At 30.7% G+C, this 23,067-nt stretch carries 23 protein-coding genes; 14 read left to right on the top strand and 9 right to left on the bottom strand.

Annotation, left to right across the window (positions count from 1 at the left end; genetic code table 11):
* The first annotated feature begins 5 nt into the window (after positions 1-5).
* The 9 genes from hisG (at position 6) to FF125_RS12580 (ending at position 9,317) form a co-directional block, all read left to right on the top strand.
* A complete protein-coding gene (gene hisG / locus FF125_RS12620) occupies positions 6-863 on the top strand; it encodes an ATP phosphoribosyltransferase (RefSeq protein WP_138950100.1) in 858 nt (285 codons plus the stop codon).
* Positions 864-1,301, top strand: a complete 438-nt coding sequence (locus tag FF125_RS12615; protein WP_138950099.1) for a GNAT family N-acetyltransferase — start codon at positions 864-866, stop codon at positions 1,299-1,301.
* Positions 1,294-2,583, top strand: a complete 1,290-nt coding sequence (gene hisD, locus FF125_RS12610; RefSeq protein WP_138950098.1) for a histidinol dehydrogenase — start codon at positions 1,294-1,296, stop codon at positions 2,581-2,583. The genes FF125_RS12615 and hisD overlap by 8 nt, the downstream gene beginning before the upstream one ends.
* Positions 2,576-3,619 carry a histidinol-phosphate transaminase gene (gene hisC, locus FF125_RS12605; RefSeq protein WP_138950097.1) on the top strand — a complete coding sequence of 348 codons (1,044 nt, stop codon included), beginning with the start codon at positions 2,576-2,578 and terminating at the stop codon, positions 3,617-3,619. Before hisD ends, hisC begins: the two co-directional genes overlap by 8 nt.
* 2 nt (positions 3,620-3,621) lie before the next feature.
* Entirely contained in the window at positions 3,622-4,755 is a 1,134-nt protein-coding gene (gene hisB, locus FF125_RS12600) for a bifunctional histidinol-phosphatase/imidazoleglycerol-phosphate dehydratase HisB (protein ID WP_175418920.1), read from the top strand.
* A gap of 113 nt (positions 4,756-4,868) precedes the next feature.
* Positions 4,869-5,453: an imidazole glycerol phosphate synthase subunit HisH gene (hisH, locus tag FF125_RS12595; RefSeq protein ID WP_138950095.1), complete on the top strand. Its 585-nt coding sequence runs from the start codon at positions 4,869-4,871 to the stop codon at positions 5,451-5,453.
* 65 nt (positions 5,454-5,518) lie between these two features.
* Complete coding sequence (locus FF125_RS12590; RefSeq protein ID WP_138950094.1) at positions 5,519-6,952, top strand: sulfatase; 1,434 nt, start codon at positions 5,519-5,521, stop codon at positions 6,950-6,952.
* A gap of 138 nt (positions 6,953-7,090) precedes the next feature.
* Positions 7,091-7,954: a hypothetical protein gene (locus FF125_RS12585; protein WP_138950093.1), complete on the top strand. Its 864-nt coding sequence runs from the start codon at positions 7,091-7,093 to the stop codon at positions 7,952-7,954.
* A 31-nt stretch (positions 7,955-7,985) separates the two neighbouring features.
* The gene (locus FF125_RS12580; protein WP_138952536.1) at positions 7,986-9,317 is read left to right on the top strand and encodes a DUF58 domain-containing protein; all 1,332 of its coding nucleotides are present in this window, start codon (positions 7,986-7,988) and stop codon (positions 9,315-9,317) included.
* Positions 9,318-9,416: 99 nt separating this feature from the next.
* On the opposite strand, the gene FF125_RS12575 is transcribed toward FF125_RS12580, so the two are convergent.
* Both FF125_RS12575 and FF125_RS12570 read right to left on the bottom strand, forming a co-directional pair.
* Positions 9,417-10,418, bottom strand: a complete 1,002-nt coding sequence (locus FF125_RS12575) for a glycosyltransferase family 2 protein (RefSeq protein ID WP_138950092.1) — start codon at positions 10,416-10,418, stop codon at positions 9,417-9,419.
* Between the two features lie 97 nt (positions 10,419-10,515).
* Entirely contained in the window at positions 10,516-10,962 is a 447-nt protein-coding gene (locus FF125_RS12570; RefSeq protein WP_138950091.1) for a type I restriction enzyme HsdR N-terminal domain-containing protein, read from the bottom strand.
* Positions 10,963-10,991: 29 nt separating this feature from the next.
* On the opposite strand from FF125_RS12570, the gene holA reads away from it, so the two are divergent.
* Complete coding sequence (gene holA / locus FF125_RS12565; protein ID WP_138950090.1) at positions 10,992-11,996, top strand: DNA polymerase III subunit delta; 1,005 nt, start codon at positions 10,992-10,994, stop codon at positions 11,994-11,996.
* A gap of 51 nt (positions 11,997-12,047) precedes the next feature.
* Here holA and FF125_RS12560 read toward each other — a convergent pair whose 3' ends face one another.
* From FF125_RS12560 to FF125_RS12545, 4 genes are all read right to left on the bottom strand, one after another.
* Entirely contained in the window at positions 12,048-13,097 is a 1,050-nt protein-coding gene (locus FF125_RS12560) for a T9SS type A sorting domain-containing protein (RefSeq protein WP_138950089.1), read from the bottom strand.
* A 279-nt stretch (positions 13,098-13,376) separates the two neighbouring features.
* A complete protein-coding gene (locus FF125_RS12555; RefSeq protein WP_394344099.1) occupies positions 13,377-13,877 on the bottom strand; it encodes a PepSY domain-containing protein in 501 nt (166 codons plus the stop codon).
* Between the two features lie 243 nt (positions 13,878-14,120).
* The gene (locus FF125_RS12550) at positions 14,121-15,365 is read right to left on the bottom strand and encodes a hypothetical protein (protein WP_138950087.1); all 1,245 of its coding nucleotides are present in this window, start codon (positions 15,363-15,365) and stop codon (positions 14,121-14,123) included.
* A gap of 7 nt (positions 15,366-15,372) precedes the next feature.
* Positions 15,373-16,713 carry a DUF4270 family protein gene (locus tag FF125_RS12545; RefSeq protein ID WP_138950086.1) on the bottom strand — a complete coding sequence of 447 codons (1,341 nt, stop codon included), beginning with the start codon at positions 16,711-16,713 and terminating at the stop codon, positions 15,373-15,375.
* A 278-nt stretch (positions 16,714-16,991) separates the two neighbouring features.
* On the opposite strand from FF125_RS12545, the gene FF125_RS12540 reads away from it, so the two are divergent.
* The 4 genes from FF125_RS12540 to FF125_RS12525 all read left to right on the top strand — a co-directional run bounded on the left by FF125_RS12540 (position 16,992) and on the right by FF125_RS12525 (position 20,184).
* The gene (locus FF125_RS12540) at positions 16,992-17,966 is read left to right on the top strand and encodes a Kelch repeat-containing protein (protein WP_250629576.1); all 975 of its coding nucleotides are present in this window, start codon (positions 16,992-16,994) and stop codon (positions 17,964-17,966) included.
* Between the two features lie 90 nt (positions 17,967-18,056).
* On the top strand, positions 18,057-18,392 hold the full coding sequence (locus FF125_RS12535) for a DUF4907 domain-containing protein (RefSeq protein ID WP_138950084.1): 336 nt from the start codon (positions 18,057-18,059) through the stop codon (positions 18,390-18,392).
* Positions 18,393-18,676: 284 nt separating this feature from the next.
* Positions 18,677-19,471 carry a sensor histidine kinase gene (locus FF125_RS12530; protein ID WP_157972906.1) on the top strand — a complete coding sequence of 265 codons (795 nt, stop codon included), beginning with the start codon at positions 18,677-18,679 and terminating at the stop codon, positions 19,469-19,471.
* On the top strand, positions 19,468-20,184 hold the full coding sequence (locus FF125_RS12525; RefSeq protein WP_317129629.1) for a LytR/AlgR family response regulator transcription factor: 717 nt from the start codon (positions 19,468-19,470) through the stop codon (positions 20,182-20,184). Before FF125_RS12530 ends, FF125_RS12525 begins: the two co-directional genes overlap by 4 nt.
* Before the next feature lie 5 nt (positions 20,185-20,189).
* Here FF125_RS12525 and FF125_RS12520 read toward each other — a convergent pair whose 3' ends face one another.
* The 3 genes from FF125_RS12520 to serC all read right to left on the bottom strand — a co-directional run bounded on the left by FF125_RS12520 (position 20,190) and on the right by serC (position 22,957).
* Entirely contained in the window at positions 20,190-20,843 is a 654-nt protein-coding gene (locus tag FF125_RS12520) for a YggS family pyridoxal phosphate-dependent enzyme (RefSeq protein WP_138950082.1), read from the bottom strand.
* An 88-nt stretch (positions 20,844-20,931) separates the two neighbouring features.
* Positions 20,932-21,882: a D-2-hydroxyacid dehydrogenase gene (locus FF125_RS12515; protein ID WP_138950081.1), complete on the bottom strand. Its 951-nt coding sequence runs from the start codon at positions 21,880-21,882 to the stop codon at positions 20,932-20,934.
* Positions 21,883-21,892: 10 nt separating this feature from the next.
* Entirely contained in the window at positions 21,893-22,957 is a 1,065-nt protein-coding gene (gene serC, locus FF125_RS12510; RefSeq protein ID WP_138950080.1) for a 3-phosphoserine/phosphohydroxythreonine transaminase, read from the bottom strand.
* Positions 22,958-23,067 lie beyond the last annotated feature (110 nt).

The following is a 23,067-nucleotide window of genomic DNA, read 5'->3' as shown; positions in this document are numbered from 1 at the left end:
AATAAATGAATAAATTAAAAATTGCCATTCAAAAATCAGGCAAATTAAACGAAGAATCATTAGAATTGCTTAAAAATTGTGGTATTTCCATTGATAATGGAAAAGATCAATTAAAAGCTTTTGCAAGAAATTTCCCTATTGAAGTTTTGTATCTAAGAAATGGAGATATACCTCAGTATCTTAGAGATGGTGTAGTAGATGCTGCTATATTAGGTGAAAATACATTAATTGAAAAAGGAAACGACTTACCCATAGTTGAAAAATTAGGCTTTTCGAAATGTAAAGTTTCTATTGCTGTGCCTAAATCAGTTGAATACGGATCAATTAAGGATTTAGAAGGTAAGAGAATTGCAACCTCCTATCCAAATACGGTCAATCAGTTTTTAGATAAAAAAGGCGTAAAATCAGAGCTACATGTTATTAATGGTTCTGTAGAGATTGCTCCAAATATTGGATTGGCTGATGCTATTGTCGATATTGTTTCAAGTGGTAGTACTTTATTTAAAAATAACTTAAAAGAAGTTGAAGTCTTATTAAAAAGTGAGGCTGTTTTAACGGTTTCACCTTCATTATCTGATGAAAAGCAGCGTATATTAGATAAACTTCAATTTAGAATTCAATCGGTTCTTAAAGCAAGAAATAGTAAATATGTGTTGTTAAATGCTCCAAACGATAAGGTAGCTGATATTATAAAAATCCTGCCAGGAATGAAAAGCCCAACAGTTTTACCCTTGGCAGAAGCAGGTTGGAGTTCAATACATACTGTAATTAATAAAGATAGGTTTTGGGATGTAATTGATGAATTAAAGTTGAATGGAGCAGAAGGGATTTTAGTTTGCCCAATTGAAAAAATGGTTTTATAAATGGATTCACCTTATCAAATCAAATTTATAGCTGATGAGGATATTTTTACACTTATTCCTTATTTAAGGCGACTTGATGATAGAATAAGTGTTGAGGTTTTAAAAGAAAGGCTCCCAGAAATGCTAAAGCATCATTATAAATGTGCTGGAGTTTATGAAGAAGATAAATTGATTGGAATTTGTGGTGTTTGGGTGTTGTTCAAGTATTATATTGGTAAACATTTAGAAGCTGATAATGTGATGATTCATCCAGATTATAGGGGGAAAGAAATTGGCCCATTGCTTTTAGATTGGGTTAATGATTATGGCAAATCAATTGGTTGTGTTGCAACAGAATTAAATAGTTATATTGGTAACAATAGAGGAAATAAATTTTGGGAAAACTATGGTTGTCAAAAGTTAGGTTTCCATTTTAGAAAGACATATACAAATGAATAAAATATACAACCCAGAAAAAGACAGTTGGTCAACGCTATTATCGAGACCTACACAGACTGTGGAAGATATTGAAGCAACGGTGTTAGAAATTTTCAATGAGGTAAAACAGAAAGGTGATGTTGCCATTGAAAAATACACCAATCTTTTTGATGGTATAGAGTTAAAGAATATACAAGTTTCTGCAACTGAAATTTCTGAAAAAGGGAAAACCATTGACGAGAGTTTAAAACAAGCCATTCTTTTGGCTAAGAACAACATTGAAAAATTCCATAAAGCTCAAAAAACCTCAAAAATTGAAGTTGAGACTGCTGTTGGTGTCAATTGTTGGCAAGAAAAACGCCCTATCCAAAAAGTTGGAATTTACATTCCAGGCGGTACCGCTCCGTTGTTTTCAACGGTATTAATGTTAGCTATTCCAGCTAAATTGGCTGGGTGTTCAGAAATTGTATTGTGTTCTCCTCCTGATAAGGAAGGGAATATTAATCCAGCAATTTTATATGCAGCTGAACTTTGTGGGGTTACTAAGGTTTATAAAGTTGGTGGAATTCAGGCTATTGCCGGAATGACTTTTGGTACCGAAACGATACCACAAGTATTTAAAATTTTTGGGCCTGGTAATCAATTCGTAACCGTAGCTAAGCAATTAGCAACAAAATATGGTGTAGCAATTGATATGCCAGCAGGGCCTTCTGAATTGTTAGTAGTAGCCGACGATACGTCAAATGCCAGTTTTGTGGCTTCTGATTTATTGAGTCAGGCTGAACATGGTTCCGATAGTCAAGTTATTCTAGTTTCTACCTCTAAATCTTTAATAGATAAAGTGGAATCAGAAATAGAAATACAAATAGAAGATCTTCCGAGAAAAGCTATGGCTCAAAAAGCAATAGATAATTCCAAATTAATTTATGTTGATAATGATGCTATTGCCTTAAATTTAATCAATCAATATGGACCAGAACATTTTATTATTTGCACTGAAAATGAAGATTTTTATATAGATGGTATACAAAATGCAGGTTCTATTTTTATAGGGAACTATACACCTGAGAGTGCTGGAGATTATGCTTCGGGTACTAATCATACCTTACCTACTAATGGTTATGCTAAGCAATATAGTGGTGTAAATTTAGATAGCTTTTTAAAGAGTATGACTTTTCAAAAAGTGACGAAAACAGGAATTAAGAATATTGGCAATGCCATAGAAATAATGGCTAGTGCCGAAGGTTTACAAGCTCATAAAAATGCAGTTACATTGCGGTTAAATAGTTTAAAAGATGAATAATTTTAATCTAAATAGTTTAATTCGTCCAAATGTTAAGGCGTTAAAACCGTATTCATCAGCACGTGATGAATTTAAAGATTTTGATCAGGATATGGTCTTTTTAGATGCGAATGAAAATCCTTTTGAAAATGGTGTAAATCGTTATCCAGATCCGCAACAAAGGACTGTAAAAAAAATATTAGCAGAACAAAAAGGTGTTCAACTAGAGAATATTTTGTTAGGTAATGGGAGTGATGAAGTTTTAGATCTCATTTATCGAGCTTTCTGTGAGCCCAAAGAAGATAATGTAATTACATTACCACCAACATATGGCATGTACGGAGTTTTAGCTAACATTAATAATGTTGAGAATAAGGAAGTGTTACTAGTAAATGACTTTCAGCCGGATGTTGATGCAATTTTGAAGGCAGTTGACAAGCACACAAAGTTGTTGTTTATATGTTCACCAAATAACCCTTCGGGTAATACTTTTGATGCCGCAATTATTGAAAATTTACTAAAATCATTTAATGGTTTGGTAGTCATCGATGAAGCATATGTCGATTTTTCATCAGGAGATAGTTGGTTGAATAAACTTCAGAATTATCCAAATTTAATAGTTACACAAACACTATCTAAGGCGTATGGTATGGCAGGAATACGACTGGGAATTTGTTATGCTTCTTCAGAAATTATCGCAGTAGTAAACAAAATTAAACCACCATATAATGTTAATGAATTAACGCAGCAGCGAGCAATTGAAAGGTTGGAAGATGTTATTGTTATTGAAAATGAAATTAACATAATTACAGCCGGAAAGAATAAGTTACTTGAAGAGTTACTTGAAGTGAAATATGTTGATACTATTTATCCCACAGATAGTAATTTTGTGTTAGTGAAAGTAGATAATGCGGATAAAAGGTATGCACAATTATTAGAAAAGGGAATTGTAGTTAGAAATAGATCAAGTCAACCATTATGTGAAAATTGTTTACGATTTACAATTGGTACAGAACAAGAAAATGAAAAATTGATAAAAGCATTAAAAGAAATATAATTATGAAGAAAGTTCTTTTCATTGATAGAGACGGAACAATTATTAGAGAGACTACTGATGAGCAAATTGATAGTTTTGAAAAATTAACATTTTATCCAAAGGCATTAGCCTATTTACCAAAAATAGCCAATGAATTAGATTACGAATTGGTTATGATAACCAACCAAGATGGATTGGGAACGGAGAGTTTTCCAGAAGATACATTTTGGCCCGTTCATAATTTTATTGTCGATGTTTTTAAAAATGAAGGTGTTGTATTTAACGAAATAGTAATTGATAAAACGTATGCTAAAGATAATGCACCGACAAGAAAGCCAAATACAGGCTTATTGACAAAGTATTTTTCAGAGGAATATGATTTAAAAAATTCATTTGTTATTGGAGATCGTTTAACAGATATCGAGTTGGCTAAAAATTTAGGGTCAAAAGGTTTTTTTATAAATGATAATACACATTTAGGAACAGATGAGATTACGGTTAAGCGTGATGAATTAGATGAGTTCATTGCGTTAGAAACGAATGATTGGCAACGCATTTATGAGTTTTTGAAATTAGATAATAGGACGGCAGAGATTCAAAGAAAAACGAATGAAACGGATATTAGCATCAAATTGAACCTTGATGGTACCGGAAAAAGTAAAATTGATACTGGAATTGCTTTTTTTGACCATATGTTAGACCAAATTTCACGTCACGGACAAATGGACTTAGAAATTAGTGTTAAAGGCGATTTAGAAGTTGATGAACATCATACTATTGAAGATACGGCCATTGCTCTAGGAGAAGTTTTTAGTGAGGCATTAGGTAATAAACTAGGTATAGAACGTTATGGTTTTTCTTTACCTATGGACGATTGTTTAGCTCAAGTTAGTATTGATTTTGGAGGCAGAAATTGGTTGGTTTGGGATGCTGATTTTAAACGCGAAATGATTGGAAAAATGCCTACAGAGATGTTTTATCATTTCTTTAAATCTTTTACAGATGGTGCTAAAGCGAACTTAAATGTAAAAGTTGAAGGTGAAAATGAACATCATAAAATTGAGGCAATTTTTAAAGCTTTTGCTAAAGCTATTAAAGCTTCTGTAAAACGTGATGCTGATAAAATGATACTACCAAGCACAAAAGGAATGTTGTAAATAGAGAAAGCTCCATTGTTAACCTGTAAGCTTATATTTGTCAAGCAATACACTTCAGGTTTGGAAAAAAGTGGAGGGATTATTTATTTAAATCTTATAATAATATTTATACTATGAAGATAGTCATCATCGACTACGGAGCCGGAAACATTCAAAGCATCAAATTTGCTATTCAAAGATTGGGATACGAAGCCATTCTAAGTCATGATGTGGAGACCATTCAATCCGCCGATAAAGTTATTTTTCCTGGTGTAGGAGAGGCGAGTAGTGCCATGGAAAAGTTAAGATCCACTGGGTTGGATACCCTTATTCCACAATTAAAACAACCCGTTTTAGGTATTTGTTTAGGAATGCAATTGATGTGCAACTACAGTGAAGAAGGCAATACAAAAGGATTGGGTATTTTTGATGTAAATGTTGTCAAATTTAGTAACAACGTAAAAGTACCCCAAATTGGTTGGAATACACTTACAGATTTAAAATCTACTTTGTTTAAAGGGATAAGAGAGCAAGAATATATGTACTTGGTACATAGTTTTTATGCACCAATTTGTGCTGAAACCATTGCCGTCACTAATTATGAAATGGACTATTCTTCGGCTTTAAAAAAGGATAATTTTTATGGGGTACAATTTCATCCAGAAAAGAGTAGCAGTGCTGGGGAGTTGTTATTGAAGAATTTTTTGGAGTTAAAATAGGTCATAAATTAGTAGAATAGGACTTTAATTATATAGTTTTAACTTGCAATTATAATTAACTAACTATGAAGCAATTTATTTTTATCTCCATTTTATGTTGGAGTTTAAGTTCCATTTCTCAACAGAAAAAGCCAAATATCTTATTCATTATAGCTGATGATTTAACGGCAACCGCAGTTTCATCTTATGAAAATAAGGCTAGTAAAACGCCAAATATTGATAAATTAGCTTCAGAAGGAGTTCGGTATACAAAAGCATATTCTCAATACCCTGTATGTGGCCCCTCAAGAGCTTCGTTTATGTCTGGGTATTATCCTAATGCTACCAAGACTTTCGGTTATGTTAGTGGGCGAGAAAATATTGGTTCCGATAGAAAAACAATGACACAATTGTTCAAAGATAACGGATACTACACGGCAAGAGTAAGTAAGATTTTCCATATGGGAGTTCCTATTGATATTGAAACAGGATCTAATGGTCAAGATGATGAAGCATCTTGGACGGAGCGTTTTAATAGTCAAGGGCCTGAATGGAAAGCCATCGGCGAAGCGGAATTAGTCCAAGGAAATCCTGATGGTAAAATAGAAAGAAAAGGAGGTAATGTGATGACCATTGTTAAGGCTGAAGGTGATGACTTAGTCCATTCTGATGGAAAAACAGCTCAAAAAGCCATAGAATTAATCAAGAAACATAAAAACGAACCTTTCTTTTTGGCTCTAGGTTTTGTGAGACCTCATGTGCCTTTTGTAGCTCCAAAAGCATATTTTGAACCCTATCCACATGAAGAAATCATAATGCCTGAAAAAGTAAAAGGTGATTGGGATGATATTCCTAAAAGAGGTATCAATTATGTTACAAGCGTTAATGGACAAATGTCTTTAGAGCAAGAGAAAAAAGCAGTGGCTGCATATTATGCCTCGGTATCATATATGGATACTCAAGTGGGTAAAGTGCTTGAAACTTTAAAAAATGAGGGATTAGAGGATAATACCATAGTTATTTTTACTTCAGATCATGGATTTCATTTAGGAGAGCATAATTTTTGGATGAAAGTGAGTTTGCATGAAGAATCTGTTCGGGTTCCTTTGATTGTAAAAGTTCCAGGTAAAGATCCGAAAGTTTGTAATTCATTTGTAGAGTTGTTGGATTTATATCCTACAATTTCTGAATTGGCAGGTCTAAAAACCTCAAAGCATTTACAGGGTAAGAGTTTGGTTAAAACTATAGATAATGCTGAATTTCAAGTTAGACAAGAAGCCTTTAGTGTATCACAAGGAGGGAAGTCTTTTTTGTTAAGAACAGAAAAATGGGCTTATATTCAATACAACGAAGATGCTTCTGCAGGTATTGAATTATTTGATATGGTCAAAGACCCTCAGCAATTTACAAACTTGGCCAATGACCTTAACTACAAAAAGATAGTATCCTCTTTTCAAAAGAAATTAAAGAAGAAATTAAAAAAAGTAAGGCATAATGATTTAGGTTTTAAATATCCATAGATAATGTTAAGGATATTAAAAACAGAAAGTATTTGAATATAACTATTGGATAATGTAATTTAAAAATTTACATTGAACTTATATTTGATAGAATATTTTTTGTATTATGATTATAACTAGTTATATAAAATAATTATCATGAAATTTTTTTCGACACTTTTGAATGTACTGTTACTCTTTAATTTAGAGTATGGATGTGCTCAGTCTGCATTTTATTCTTTAGATGACATGCCAAACACAATAGAAGTAAATGCACCAGAATTCAATACAGAGAAAAAGTATTCATTTAGAGTGGACACTATAAAAAATAAATTATACATTGAGGATATAAGATTATCCGCTGAAGGGAAGAGTCATTTCTATCAATGGTTGTATGAAATTCCACTTAACCATTTAAATTCAAGCAGTTTTAAGGTTTCAAAAATTGATAATGAGATTAAAATTAGTATAACTACCGTTAGCCAAGTAAATTCAATTAATATTTATATGTTTCAGGATAGTAAAGTTAGCTCAATTATGACAAATTCTGCACTAATACTAGGAAATTGGATTTACTCTGATGCTCTCTTTAAGGATTTAGAAAGAAAGGTGAATAAAATAGCTACTGAATTACCTTATGTTGATAAGATTCAAATTAAAACGAAAAATAAGTCTGGAACATTTAAGTTTGTAGCTAATAATGTAACTCAAAGAAATGTGAAATTCAGTGATGATATAACAATTGGGAATGGATATAATTTTAAAAAATTTATACTTGAAAATAATTCAAACGTTTCGAATAAAATCATGTTGCAGGTGAAAAAAACTTTGAAAAATGAAGGTATCGAAATTAAGTATCCAATTCCAGTTATAGTTTATGTTTCCGAAGGGGAAGTGGAAAAAGTATATATCATGAACAATGAATCTAAGAAATATTTAAATGTTGATATTTCTAAAATTAGACAATTTAAAAAAGTAAAAGAGCCAACAAAATATTTATTTTTGTTAGATAACAATCTTTAAATTTAAATTAGCCTACCAAACGCTTTCTATGATCAATCTTTTCAAAAACTTGTACATTCATCAACGCTTTTTTGTGTATATAAGCATTATAGCAGCCCTTTTTTTGGTTTCTTTTTGGGTGGACTTATTATATCAAGTAGCTTGGTTATTTGTATTGGGCTTAGCAGTGTTATTCTTATTTGATGCTTTTGTTTTATTTCGTTTTAAAAACGGAATTAAAGCCAGACGTATTTTACCAGATAAATTTTCTAATTCTGATGAAAACCCAGTCCCAGTTACTATTGAAAATAAATATCCTATAAAAATATTTTTAAAAGTTATAGATGAGTTGCCCAAGCAATTTCAAAAAAGAGATTTTGAACTTAATACCGAGATTGCTACAAAGCAATCTCATAATTTTGAATATCAAGTGCGACCTGTAGAACGAGGTGAATATAATTTTGGGAACTTAAATTTATTTGTTTCCTCTTCTTTGCAAATGGTAGCTAGGCGTTACCGATTTGATGCTGAACAAATGGTGGCTGTATATCCGTCGTATATTCAAATGCGTAAATATGAATTTTTAGCATTGAGTAATAAATTAACAGAATTTGGACTTAAAAAAATACGTCGAATAGGGCATACGATGGAGTTTGAACAGATTAAAAATTATGTTGCTGGTGATGATGTAAGAACTATAAACTGGAAAGCAACGGCGAAGCGAGCTCAATTGATGGTGAATCAATATCAAGATGAAAAGTCACAACCTATTTATTCGATTGTGGATACAGGGCGGGTTATGAAAATGCCTTTTGAGGAATTGAAATTATTAGATTACGCCATAAATTCAACGTTGGCGTTATCAAATATTGCCTTGTTAAAAAATGACAAAGCAGGCCTGCTTACCTTTTCAAAAAAGTTGGAGAAACTGATTCCCGCTAGTAATAAACGGACTCATATTAATGTTATAAATGAAGCTCTTTATAATGTAGATACTAAATTTACAGATTCTGACTTTGGTTATTTATATGCAACTATTAAAAGGAAAATAAATCAACGTAGTCTCTTAATTCTCTATACTAATTTTGAACACATTTCTTCCTTGCATAGACAATTACCATTTTTAAAAGCAATTTCGAGACAACACTTATTGGTGACAGTATTTTTTGAAAATACAGAATTGGATGATCTAATATCTGAAAATGTAGAAGATTTACAAAGTATTTATCATAAAACAATAGCAGAAAAATTTGCTTACGAAAAACGTTTAATCGTAAAAGAATTAGAAAATAGAGGAATACATGCTATTCTTACAAAACCTCAAAACTTAAGCGTTAATGTAATTAATAAGTATCTAGAATTTAAGGCTAAAGGACTTATTTAATTTAATAAAAGTAATAGTCTTTAAATTTGAGCTTTATAAAAGTTGATGTTGGTTGTTTTAATGTAATGTATAGTAATTGATATAGAAGGGATGGGGCTTTTAATCTATCTCACTAAATGTCTTCCGTTTCAGTGCAAAATGTTGCCAAACAATACTTTTACATTGGTAGTAATTGATGCTTTTATTAACTGTATTTCTACGTTTTTTCAGGAATTTAGGAATGTTCCCGTAAAAGTTAAAATGGGCTCTGACAATGGCCCAAGTATGTCCTGGACGTAATTCTGTCAAAAACTTAATTCCTGCAAAACCATCAAGTATAAATCTTAATAAAAGTACTACTATTAAATATTGCTTTGGTACATTTTTTAGAATTGAAAGTAAACTATTTCTAAAATTTAAATACGTTTTTTTAGGATTGGCTTGGTTTAAAGTAGCACCTCCAACATGATATACCGTTGAGGTTCCAATATATTTAATGGTATAACCTTCATTTTTTATTCTCCAACACAAGTCTATTTCTTCGTAATGTGCAAAAAAATCTTCATCAAAGCCATTTAACTGATGATAGACTTCTTTACGAATAAAAAAACAGGCACCGGAAGCCCAGAATATACCTGTATTATCATTGTATTGGCCTTTGTCTTCTTCTACATCAGAGAATAATCTACCTCTACAATATGGATACCCATAAAAATCTATAAATCCGCCGCCAGCACCCGCATATTCAAATTTAGATTTATCCTTGAAGTCTAAAATTTTTGGCTGAATAGCCACCGTATCCTTAGAGGATTCAAATTCAGCAATAATTGGCTTTAACCAGTTTTCTGTTACTTCAATATCTGAATTTACCAATGCGTAAATATCTGCATCAATATGTTTTAATGCATCATTATATCCTTTAGCATAACCACCATTTTCGCTATTCTGAATAATTTTAACCGTAGGGAATTGTTGCTTTACAAATGCAACAGAATCGTCTGGTGAGTTATTGTCAGCTACATAAATATCAGCTTCACCTTCACTGTATTTTAGCATTGCGGGTAAAAACTGCTCTAAGAGTTGTTTTCCATTCCAGTTTAATATGACTACAGCTATTTTCAAGTGATAATTTTAGGTTGCAAACTTAAGGTTTTTATTATTCTTGTTATTCCAAGGTCCGAGGAATCTATTTTTTATTTCAATCTGAATATATAATTGATTAACGGCTATAATTAGGCAGTGTTTCTAAAAAAACATATTTTTCATTCTCTGAATCCATTTGGCAAAAATAATGATTAAGACCATTTGTAACCATTAAGTATTTGGCATTTAAATTTAAATTATATCGTGCAATTTGATCGAATGTATCTTGAGTTATTTTTACTTTAGGAGCTTTGCATTCAATAATTATTTCAGGGTTCCCTTTTGTATTGAACACCAAGATGTCAAAACGTTTTTTTAACGTGTTAATGGTCAGTTGCTTTTCAACGGCAATTATAGATTTTGGATAATTTAGATGATTAATTAAATAATGAACCACATGTTGTCTTACCCATTCTTCGGGTGTAAGCACCATATTTTTTTTTCTGATAATATCAAAAATAAACTGCTTATTTTCTTTACTTTTGACGCTTAATTCGGCCTTAGGCAAATTCAATACAACCATACTACAAAAATGAATATTTTTTCTTAGAAATGGAACGCATCAATCAAATAGTTTCTGACATTAAAAACGGAAATATCAAACCCATTTATTTTTTAATGGGTGAAGAGTCGTATTATATTGATAAAATATCAGATTATATTGAACGTAAGGTGCTTACCGAAGAAGAAAAAGGATTTAACCAAATGGTATTGTATGGTAGAGATGTTAGCATTGATGATATTGTTTCCAATGCAAAACGTTATCCAATGATGGCTGAAAGGCAAGTGGTTATTGTAAAAGAAGCCCAAGACCTATCAAGAACAATAGAGAATTTGGTTTCTTATGTTGAAAACCCACAGCCTTCAACAGTTTTGGTTATATGTTATAAATATAAAACCTTAGATAAACGTAAGAAGTTAAGTAAAATTATAGGAAAAAACGGACTGCTATTTGAAAGTAAGAAACTATATGAAAATCAAGTCGGTGATTGGATTCGTAGAGTATTAGCTGGTAAAGGGTATCAAATTGAGCCAAAAGCGGCTTTGATGCTTGTTGAATTTTTAGGAACTGATCTTTCTAAAATTGCAAATGAACTGGAAAAGTTGATGGTTGTCTTACCTAAAGAAAGTTTGATTAGACCCATTCATATTGAAGAGAATATAGGAATCAGTAAAGATTTTAATAATTTTGAATTGCGTAAGGCAGTAGGAGAAAGGGAATTGGTAAAAGCGAATCAGATTATAAATTATTTTGCTGAAAACCCTAAAAGTAATCCCTTAGTGGTTACGATCTCTTTACTCAATAGTTTCTTTACACAGCTATTAATTTATCATGGTTTATCAGATAAATCAAAAGGAAATGTTGCCAGAGCATTACGGGTTAATCCTTATTTTGTGGGTGACTATGTAAATGCTGCACGGAATTATCCAATGCGAAAAGTATCACAAGTTGTCGCTTATTTACGAGAAGCAGATCTCAAAAGTAAAGGTGTTGGTGCTCAAAATATGCCCAATGGAGATATTCTGAAAGAGTTGTTATTCAAGGTGATGCATTAATGACCGATTCCGTTAGTAATTGGGTTTCTATTTAAAACTCAACAAAGTATTTTAAAATTTCAATAATTTTTTGACTACACTTATCTCATTATCTTTTTTAAATACAACAAAATAAATACCATTCTTTAAGTTAGAGACATTAAAGGAATTATTATCCATAGGTCTTTTTAAACGAACTTCTCTTCCAAAACTGTCATGTAATTCAATGGCATCATAGCCATCTAAATTGTTACCTTTCATGGTTACTTTATCAGTAGCAGGATTTGGATAAATAGCAATAGCTTTGCTGTCCAAAGATGATTGAAATTTAGAAATATTAACGTTTTCTTCAATGTTAAAATCAGAGAAAAATATCTTTTTTTCTGTGGTAGTATCTATTTCAACAGATGCTTTGAAAATTCCCCATTTTGGTCTAATAAATTCAGCATCTGTTTTCCAAGTTCTAATGGCATCATCGTTATATTCTAATACAGTTTTTTCATCATTCAATGTTTTTATGCTAATATCATAAGCACCTATTTCATTATAGGTAATGGTCTCAGAAACTTCAATCCATTGACCTTTTAAATTGGTAATGTCAATAGATTTTAAAATAACTTGAGTATCCATTTCGGAATATCGTAATTCTAAACTTTCAAATCTGCCTTTCCTAGATGTTGTTAGTGTGAATAAGGGTACTTCAGCTTCAGATCCTCCAATAGCTTTTAATTGATGAATATCCATGTTGTTGTTACGCACAACAAAATGATCATCAAACTTAAACTTCCAAGAATAGGTTATGGTTTCCCCAGCTTCTCCTAATAAATTTTTTGGTGCATCTGATACAGTTTCAAATTCGTTAAACTTTGTACCGAAATTTTCACAAGCTTCAGTATCATCAGATTTATGTATTTGAAATTGACCAACTTTGATGTTTAATTCATCATCATGTATTTCATTATAATGTCCTCCAAAACCATTCTGATTACAACTGGTATGGGTAACCAAATTATCGGGTGCTAATATTGCGGAAATTAATTCAGGATTATCTGAAACTGATTGTGGAAAAATAAGTTGTAACGTAAAAACGCAACTTATAATACATAAATTAAACTTCTTCATTTTTGAGATAAAAACATTAGGGTTATAAGAAGTAATTTATGCTACATATAATAATGGGTGTTTGTTTTTGTTAATAACTCTTAAAATATCATTTTAGTATATTAAGCGTATTAAAAACTTTTAATTTAACTATTTAAATTAAGGTCACTGCACTTAAGTAGTTGTGCTACAAGCATTTATAAATGTAATTAAAATTGGCGTAAAAAAAATGTAAATCGCTGTTATTCACAAAGTTGTTAAAATTTCAAATTTTTGTTATTAACAATTACGTTTTTGGTGTTACCTCGTCTTTTTCATTCTTTTGGGTCCGTACCAAAGCCAAAAACCTGTTATGGTAAAGAGAAGTAAAGCTAAACTCATCGTTGTAGTGTAAATAATTTTTATTTGGCCGTAGGAAGTGTTATAATAATTATCTAATATAGAGCCATCATGTATATTTTCTATAGTATCTGAATGTCTTTTTCCAATATTTAAAACGTTGCCAGTAGCTCCGTCTAATTGAATTTCGTTTGAATGATTTTGATACACAAATTTAATAATACCTTTTTCTTTTCTTATATCTATTCGATCAAGTTCTATTGACAAGTTAGTATCAATAGAATCATGTAAAACCTGATTTGCAATTTTGTGAAGTTGATCGATAGTAATCCATTCGGTAAGATTATTTGAAGTACCAACATATGTGTTAGGTAAGAGAAGCTCATTACTATTTTTTTTTAACCCCAATAGAAAACCAGTAATTGATATGATAAAAAAAAATATAAATAAGAAAGCACCCATAGTTCGGTGTATTTTTCTGAAAATCCGTAAAATTTTAGCTTGGTTTTGTCTCTTCTCTCTCATTTAAAAAATAAAAATAAGGCGTGAAGATATAGATTTTATATAAGAATTTCAAAACTAATCAATTCCTAAAACTTGATAGGGATAACAACAGTTGAATTCATAGTATTTACCATCATAAATACTTTCAATTAAATGTAAAAAGTTACATATATTGTATAAATAATTATTTTCAAAATGTGTTTAAAATATTTTTTTCTTTTTGAACCAACTAGCATTTAAACTAATATTTAGTGTTAGTTTATGGTAGTTTTCAAGAATTAAACTATTATCTGTAGTACCTTGTTTTCCGTAACTATAAGAAAGGTTCAGCATTGAACTATTCGTAGCTGACAAAGGCATGCCTAATCCAATAGTGCCAAAATAGTTATCTATATTATTATTTGACAAACGTAAGAAACCTGAATCGTAGTTAAAACCTAATCTATATGTTACGTTATTCCAAAAGAAACTTTCATTGTTTGATTTTCCATATTCTAAGCCTAAGGCATAAATATCTTGATTGGTATATGCTCCAATATTATCTTTTTGACTCGTATCTGACCAAAAGTTTTTCTTATAATCAAAATTAAATGTGATGTTTTTATTAATTCTACTGCTTATTCCTATGCCAAGTTTTACAGGTAATTGAAAGTTATCTAAATCTGTTTCTTCTTCTTCTTCGAAAGTAACTTGATTCGAATTTGAAAGTGTTTTATAAGCATTAAGGGTGTTTTTTCCACTTAAGCTAGTGGGTAGATCTAATGTAGCTCCAAAAGTTGTTCCTTTCAATAATTTATAATTAGTATAGTGTAGACCAAATTTAGCGTCAAAGCCATTGTAGTAACTTGAATTTTCTAAATATGCACTTGAATTGGTTGTATACACCCATTTTTCTTGAGTAATTGCACCAAAGAGAAAAGACATATCTACGCCTACATTTATATTCTTATTGATTTTAATACCATTACTTAAAAAGACTTTATTTAATCCACCTGAACCAATGATATTGGTTTTGTAACTGTTTGTTGAGCTTTCAATATTTTCTAAAATATCAACTTCATAACCAACCTTAGTATAAGGTAACAATCCAAAACTTAGACCCCAGCCTTTTTTAATAGGAAAGGCCAATGCTAAATGTGAAAAATTAAAGTCATAGGTTTGTTCATGAATGGAACTTGTTTCATTGTTTGACATAACACCGTTAACACCCAATTCATATAAGAAAGTATTATTGCCAATATCAGCTAGAGAAGCAGGGTTTGTGTTATTTAATGAATAATGATCTCTATAGGCAATACCTGAGTTACCAAGAGAAGTAAAACGATTAAAATAAGTCGTATTTTCTATGCCTAACCCGTAAAGTGAATATGGAGAGCTTGTGTCATTTTGTCCACTAACGATACTTGATAAACCGATAGTTATTATAATTATAATTTTTTTTATCATGATCATTTTAATAGGTAAGATATGTTATCGCTAATTCCATTTTGGTGTTTTCAGAACTGGAGAAATCGTCTAATTTTAATTTATCTAAAGTTTTGTCAGAATCAGGTAATAGTAGCATTATTGAATAGTTGTTATCATAATCTGTCGTTACAGTACTCTCGACAAACGAAGTTAAATCTAAGGTGTAATAGGTGTTATTATTAAACTCGTCATCTTCATTTTGAAGTGTTGCATATAAAGTGTTTGAGTCTGAATCTAAAAGTTGACTAACATATCTATTTTTACTGTCTATAACATAAGCAATTATAGATTCACTCAATTTTGTTTTGCTGTTGTAACTACTTTTATTGGGTACTATTTTTAAGATGGCTTCTAATAGGGTACTGTTTTCTTCAAGCCTCAATAATTCTTTTAAATTTGAAATTTCGATTTTGGTACAAATACCGGTACCTGATTGTATAAAAGTTGAATTATTGGTCTCACTACTTGATAAGGAGCTTTCGCTATCTACAATACCATTTAAAATGGAGTTTTCTTTATCATAAGAAATATTGTTAAACTGATTGGCCGTGCTTGTAATGTAAAATTCTTTATAATAATCATTGTTTTCATCATCGTCATCCTTTATCGTGTAATACAGCCTTATAGCAGAATTATTAAAGGTCGCCTCTGCAGAAAAACTAAAACCTAAAAATGAGCTGTTATTATTGTCTGGAATTACAGCTATTCCTTTTAAATAATCTGTGAAGTCATCATTATCTTCAATTTCATCATTCTGTATTTTATCAAATAAATCTAATCCAAACTCGTGGCTTAGTTTAATATATATTGAATCGTGTTCTGCATCTATAGGTTTGGGATAAAAACTTAAAGACCCTAAGGCATCATCATCATAAGTTAATGAAGAAGAGTTGTAAAAATTAGCATCTTCGTCATCTTCATCATCATTATTTGGTTCAAAAGTTTCATTAATTCTATGTACATTAAATGTTTGTATTTTAGTAGTGTCACCATAATAATAAGTATCATAATATAGAACTAGAGCAATAGAATCATATGTAGCATCATCATCAATAGCTATAGTATTGTTTCCTACCTGAAAGAAACTTTTTGATGTGATACTTCCCAAGTCATCATCATTAACAGTACCTAATAAAATTCTTTCTGTACCCGAAGTAACAATTGAATCAAAAACGATGGTTGAACTATTTAATGTCAATGTATCAACCAACTTAACCTTTAGATTGTTATCAACAAAATCTTCCCCTATTTCGTAGGTTGCACTATCACTTTCGCATGACATAGAAAGTAGTATTAAACACAGTAAACCAATCGTATAATATCTCATTTAGTTTTCAATTTTGCCCAAAAGTATCTCAATCATAATGTATAAGTTCTACAAAATAGATTAAGTGCGTATTTGTATCGACTAAAAAGCTAAAATTTTGTTAAAACACTGTAAATCAGTAATTTTAATAGTTTGTATGTAAGTATTATCAGTTAGTAGACAAAATTTGATGGTTCATCTATTTTATAATTTTTATTAAAAGCTTTGGTTATACTTTTGCTTCATAAAGTAATGCTAAAAGGTACTTATGCATTAAAATAATTATAAATATGATAAATATGAAATTAACAAAAATGATTTTTAAAAGCGTGTTCTTTATGCTTTTTATGATAACTATCGGTTGTACAGACGATGATGATGAAGATTATGGAAATTGGATTGAAAGCTCTGATTTTGATGGTGATGCTCGAGCAAATGCAGTTTCGTTTGTAATTGGTGATAAAGGATATTTAGCAACTGGTTATGATGGGGACGATTATTTGGTCGATGTTTGGGAGTACTCTGCTGAAGGTAATTATTGGGTACAGAAAGCTGATTTTCCAGGTACGGCTCGTAGTGGAGCTGTTGGCTTTGAGTTAAATGGAGTTGGTTATTTAGGTACCGGTTATGATGGAGATGATAAATTAAACGATTTTTGGGCCTACGATGCTACTACGAATTCTTGGGAACCTAGAGCAGATTTTATCGGAAGCGAACGATATGGTGCCATAGGGTTTTCAGTTTCAGGTAATGGTTATATTGGAACGGGTTATGATGGTAGTGAATTGAAAGATTTTTATAAATATGATGATGTTGCTGATTCTTGGGAGCAATCTGTAGGATATAGTGGTTCAAAAAGAAAAGATGCAGCAACTTTTACCATTGGAAATAAAGTTTATTTAGGAACAGGTATTCATAATGGTATTTATGAAGAAGATTTTTATGTGTTTGATGGTGATACAGAAGTGTGGACAAAATTGACAGATTTAGATGAAGAAGATGAATACTCAATTACTAGAAGTAGTTCTGTAGGGTTTACGTTAGACGGTAAAGGATATTTAGTATCTGGTAATTACACTTCTGATGTTTGGGAATATGATCCTTCTGATGATACCTGGGAAGAGTTGTCAAGTTTTGAAGGAAGTGGACGTCAAGACGCTTCTGGTTTTAATTTTGGTGATAGAGCTTTTTTAACCATGGGTAATAGTGGTAGTTATTACTTCGATGATATTTGGGAGTTTAAACCTTTAGATGAAGTCGATGAAGACGACTAAAAATTTTATAGTTCATGTTAATATAGATTAATTATTAAAAAGGGAGTAGGTTTGAAATTATAATCTACTGCCTTTTGTTATTTTTTAAGGATGAAAAATAGATTTCTAATTATAAGTTTTGTTATATTATTAACAACCATAATTGTTTTTTTTATTAATAAAAGCAATACTTTCGAACCCGCATCTAAATCATATTCAATAGAAACATTTAAAATTGATGATGGTTGGGGGTATAAGATATTGAAAGATGATAAAATTTTTATTAAACAAAATTTTATACCAGCAGTAAAAGGCAATCGACCTTTTGTCTCAGAAATGGAGGCGTATAATACTGCTAATTTGGTTATAATAAGATTAGATCAAAACAAATTACCAACAATTACTATTGCAGAGTTAAATAGTATTGGTGTCACACTACTAAATTAACTTACTGATTTTGAACTATACTAACTGTTATTTTGATAAAAAACCATAAATATATAAACGTCATAATAATCCACGTTTTAGCATGGATGCTCATGTTTGCAATTGGTATAATTCAGCTATATTACAAGCTGGAGTATATTCCTACTAATGTTTATATATTTTGGTTAGTTCTAGTCTTAATCTTTTATATAAATTATTTTATTTTAGTTCCCAAACTACTTTTAAAACATAAGATTTTATTTTATGTAATAATTGTATTGATAATAGCCACTACCGTCTATGTAATGGGACACGAATTCAGGCCAGATACAATGTTAAATCAGTTTAGGCCCAATCTACTTTTAAATAGATTAGAAGGAGAGAGAAAAGCACCTCCATTTTTTGTTAAATATTCAAAATTAATAACCGTTTTATTGTTTTTTGCAATAAGCACTAGTCTTAGATTGGCGTTAGAGTGGTACAAAAATGAAAAGCAAAAGGTACTTATGCAATCGGAAAAGGTTAATACTGAATTGTCATTTTTAAAAGCACAGTTAAATCCTCATTTTTTATTTAATTCGTTAAATAGTATTTATGCATTAGCTAATAAAAAATCTGATGATACTAGTGAGGCAATTATAACATTATCTGAATTAATGAGATACATGATTTATGAAACAGATAGAGCGTTAGTACCTTTAGAGGACGAATTAAATTATATCAAAAACTATATATCCTTACAGACCTTAAGGATAAAAGATTCTATTGGAGTGCGTTTTAATATGCATGGTAGTTTAGACCATAAGATAGAGCCATTATTATTGATTTCATTTATTGAAAATGCCTTTAAGTATGGCACTGATTTTACGGGTAAAACTGATATTAGAATTAAGATGACCGTTGAAGATGAACATTTAATTTTTGAAGTTATCAATCATATCTCCTCATTGCGTAAAAAGAATGAGCATAATTCCGGAGTTGGTTTACACAATATAAAAAACAGATTGAATTTATTATATCCCAATAATCATGAGTTAATTATAACAGATGAAAATGATCACTTTCGTGTTTTTTTAACTTTAAAATTAAAAAGAAAATGATGCGATGTTTAATTATTGATGATGAGCCACTAGCTATAGAGTTATTAGAAGATTTTGTTTCAAAGGTTCCCTTTTTGCAATTAGAAAAAAGTTGTTCAAATGCAATGGAAGCAACTGAAACAATAAAATCTAGCCAAATAGATTTAATATTTACAGATATTGAAATGCCTGATTTTTCTGGTGTTGAGTTTATCAAATCATTGGAAGTAAAACCACTATTTATTTTTACCACTGCTTATTCACATTATGCGTTGGAAGGTTTTAATTTAAATGCAGTTGATTATTTAGTAAAACCGATACCTTTTCATAGATTCATTAAAGCAGTAAATAGAGCACAAGACCTTTTTAGTTTAAAAAATGATTCAAAAAAGGACATAGCAATTATAAATTCAGCACCGCCTGAATTTATTTTTGTAAAATCTGATTATGAAAATGTTAAGGTAAATCTAAGGAGTATCCTTTATATTGAAGGTTTAAAGGATTATGTAAAAATTTATACAAACTTAAATCCTAAACCTATTTTAACCTTAAACAGTTTGAAAATATTTGAAGAAAAATTGTCAACCGCTAATTTTATAAGAGTTCATAGGTCATTTATAGTGTCATTAAAGCATATTAAATCAGTACAACGAAATAGAATTGTAATAGACGATAAAAGAGTACCTATTGGATTAAACTATAAAGATGCATTTATAAAACGCATTGATGGTTAATTTTTTTAATTTCTAGTGCCAAAAATTGCACTACCAACTCTAACCATAGTGCTACCGCATTCAATGGCAAGTTTGTAATCGCCACTCATACCGATAGATAAAGTAGTAAACTCTTTGTTATCGGTTTTTAATTTTTTAAAGAGGGTGTTTATTTTGGTAAACTCTCCTTTAACTTGTTCTGTATTATCGGTAAAGGTTGCCATGCCCATTAAACCCGTAATTGATATGTTTTCTAATGCTTCAAGTTCTTTTGAAGATAATATTTCTTCAATTTCGGTAAACGGTAAACCAAACTTAGTATCTTCTTCTGCTATTCTGGCTTGTAATAGGCAATGAATTACCCTATTATGTTTTTTTGCTTGTTTATTAATTTCTTGAAGGGTTTTAAGACTATCAACACCGTGAATAAGGTTTACAAAATGGGCCATATATTTTACCTTGTTTCGCTGTAAATGACCAATCATATGCCATTCAATATCTTTTGGTAGAGCATCATATTTATCAACCATTTCTTGAATTCTATTCTCTCCAAAAATACGTTGTCCTGTACTGTAGGCTTCTAAAATAGCTGAATTTGGTTTTGTTTTGGAAACAGCAACCAATTCAACCTTAGCAGGTAGGCTTTGTTTAATTTTTTTAAGATTTTCAGAAATGCTCATATAAATATTATTAAATAACAATAATTAAATTACTCCTTAAAATTAGGAGTAATTTAATTATGAAAAATTTTAAATAAAAAAGATATGATTACCCTAAAATGGCAATAATCTGTTCTGCCAATTCACTTCCTATTCTTTCTTGAGCTTCATTAGTAGCAGCACCAATATGAGGCGTTAATGAAATATTTGGATTCATTAATAATTGAATTTCTGGCATAGGCTCTTTTTCAAAAACATCTAAAGCTGCTTGTGAAATTTTACCCTTATCAATAGCTTCAACCAAAGCAATTTCATCAATAACACCACCACGTGCAGCATTAACAATACAAGCCTTGTCTTTCATTAGGTCAAATTCCTTAGTAGAAATAACATACTCATCTTGTGCCGGAACATGTAGTGTAATAAAATCTGATTGTTTTAATACTTCTTCTTTTGAAATCGTATCTATTTTGAAATTCAGACGTTGTCCATCATAAAAATCTAATTCTAAATCAGCTGATTCTAAAAAGGGGTCAAATGCCACAACTTTCATTCCAACACCTAAAGCAATTTTAGCAGTAGCTTGTCCAATACGACCAAAGCCTAAAACACCTAACGTTTTTCCTTTTAACTCTACACCCTTTGCATATGCCTTTTTTAAATCTTTAAATTTTGAATCTCCTTCTAATGGCATATTTCTGTTAGAGTCGTGTAAGAAACGAACCATACCAAAAAGGTGAGCAAAAACTAGCTCAGCTACTGAATGAGAAGATGCTGCTGGTGTATTAATGACTTTAAGTCCTTTTTCTCTCGCATATTCTACATCAATATTATCCATACCAACACCGCCACGGCCTATTATTTTTAAGGAAGGACACGCATCTATAAGGTTTTTACGTACAGTAGTTGCACTTCTAACCAATAAAACGACTACTTTATTTGTATTTATATAATCAATTAATTGATCTTGAGCTACTGTAGTTAAATCTACTTTATAACCTGCATTTTCTAATGCTGTAACACCACTTTGTGCAATGCCGTCATTTGCTAATACTATCATCTACTTGTTTTTATTTATTTAATTCTTTCATTACATTTACTAAGGCCTGTACACTTTCCAAAGGTAGGGCATTATACATACTCGCTCTGTAACCACCAACTGATCTGTGACCATTGATTCCACTTAGGCCAGCAGCTTTACATAATGCATCAAATTTGTCTTTTAAGGTTTCATCCGTTAAGACAAAGGTAGCATTCATATTAGATCTGTCTTCTTTTTCTGCGACACCTTTAAATAGAGGGTTGCTATCAATTTCATCATATAATAATGCAGCTTTGGCATTGTTTATTTTTTCAATTCCAGCTACACCACCTAGATTTTTTAACCATTGTAATGTTAGCATAGATACATAAACAGCAAAAACAGGAGGTGTATTAAACATACTGTCTTTAGAAATATGAATTTGATAGTCTAACATTGAAGGTATTTTTCGTCCGGTTTTTCCTAAAACGTCATCTTTTACTACAACTAAAGTAGCTCCAGCGGGTCCCATGTTTTTTTGAGCTCCAGCATAGATTAAATCAAATTGAGAAAAATCTAAAGAACGAGAAAATATATCCGAACTCATATCACATACGAGTAAACTATCGCTTTTCGGAAATGATTTCATTTGGGTACCATAAATGGTGTTATTACTTGTACAATGAAAGTAATCAGCATCAACTGGTATTTCAAATCCTTTTGGTATGTAATTGTAATTTTTATCTTTAGAAGATGCAACAATTTCTACATCACCAAACAATTTTGCTTCTTTGATTGCTTTTGAACTCCAAGCTCCCGTATCTAAATAAGCGGCTTTTCCACCCTCTTTCATTAGATTATAAGGAGTCATCAAAAATTCTAAACTGGCACCACCTTGTAAAAACAATGCTGAATAACCTTTGTTTTCAAGATTTAACAACTCCAAAACTAGATTGCTGGCTTTTTCCATAACCGCAACAAAGGCTGGGCTTCTATGCGAGATTTCTATTAATGATAAATTTTCATCATTAAAATTTAATATTGCTTCTGAGGCTTTTTGCAAAACTTCTTGTGGTAAAATAGAAGGTCCTGCACTAAAATTATGCTTTTTCATTTATTGTAAAATTAGAGCACAAATTTGAGGATTTTATAACGAATAATTGTTAAGAATTATTCAAAATTTGATAACAAAGACAGAATATTTGTTAATAATTACTGATTTTT

The sequence above is a fragment of the Aureibaculum algae genome (assembly GCF_006065315.1).
GTDB classification, from domain to species: domain Bacteria; phylum Bacteroidota; class Bacteroidia; order Flavobacteriales; family Flavobacteriaceae; genus Aureibaculum; species Aureibaculum algae.
This window is presented reverse-complemented; position numbering and strand designations above follow the sequence as displayed.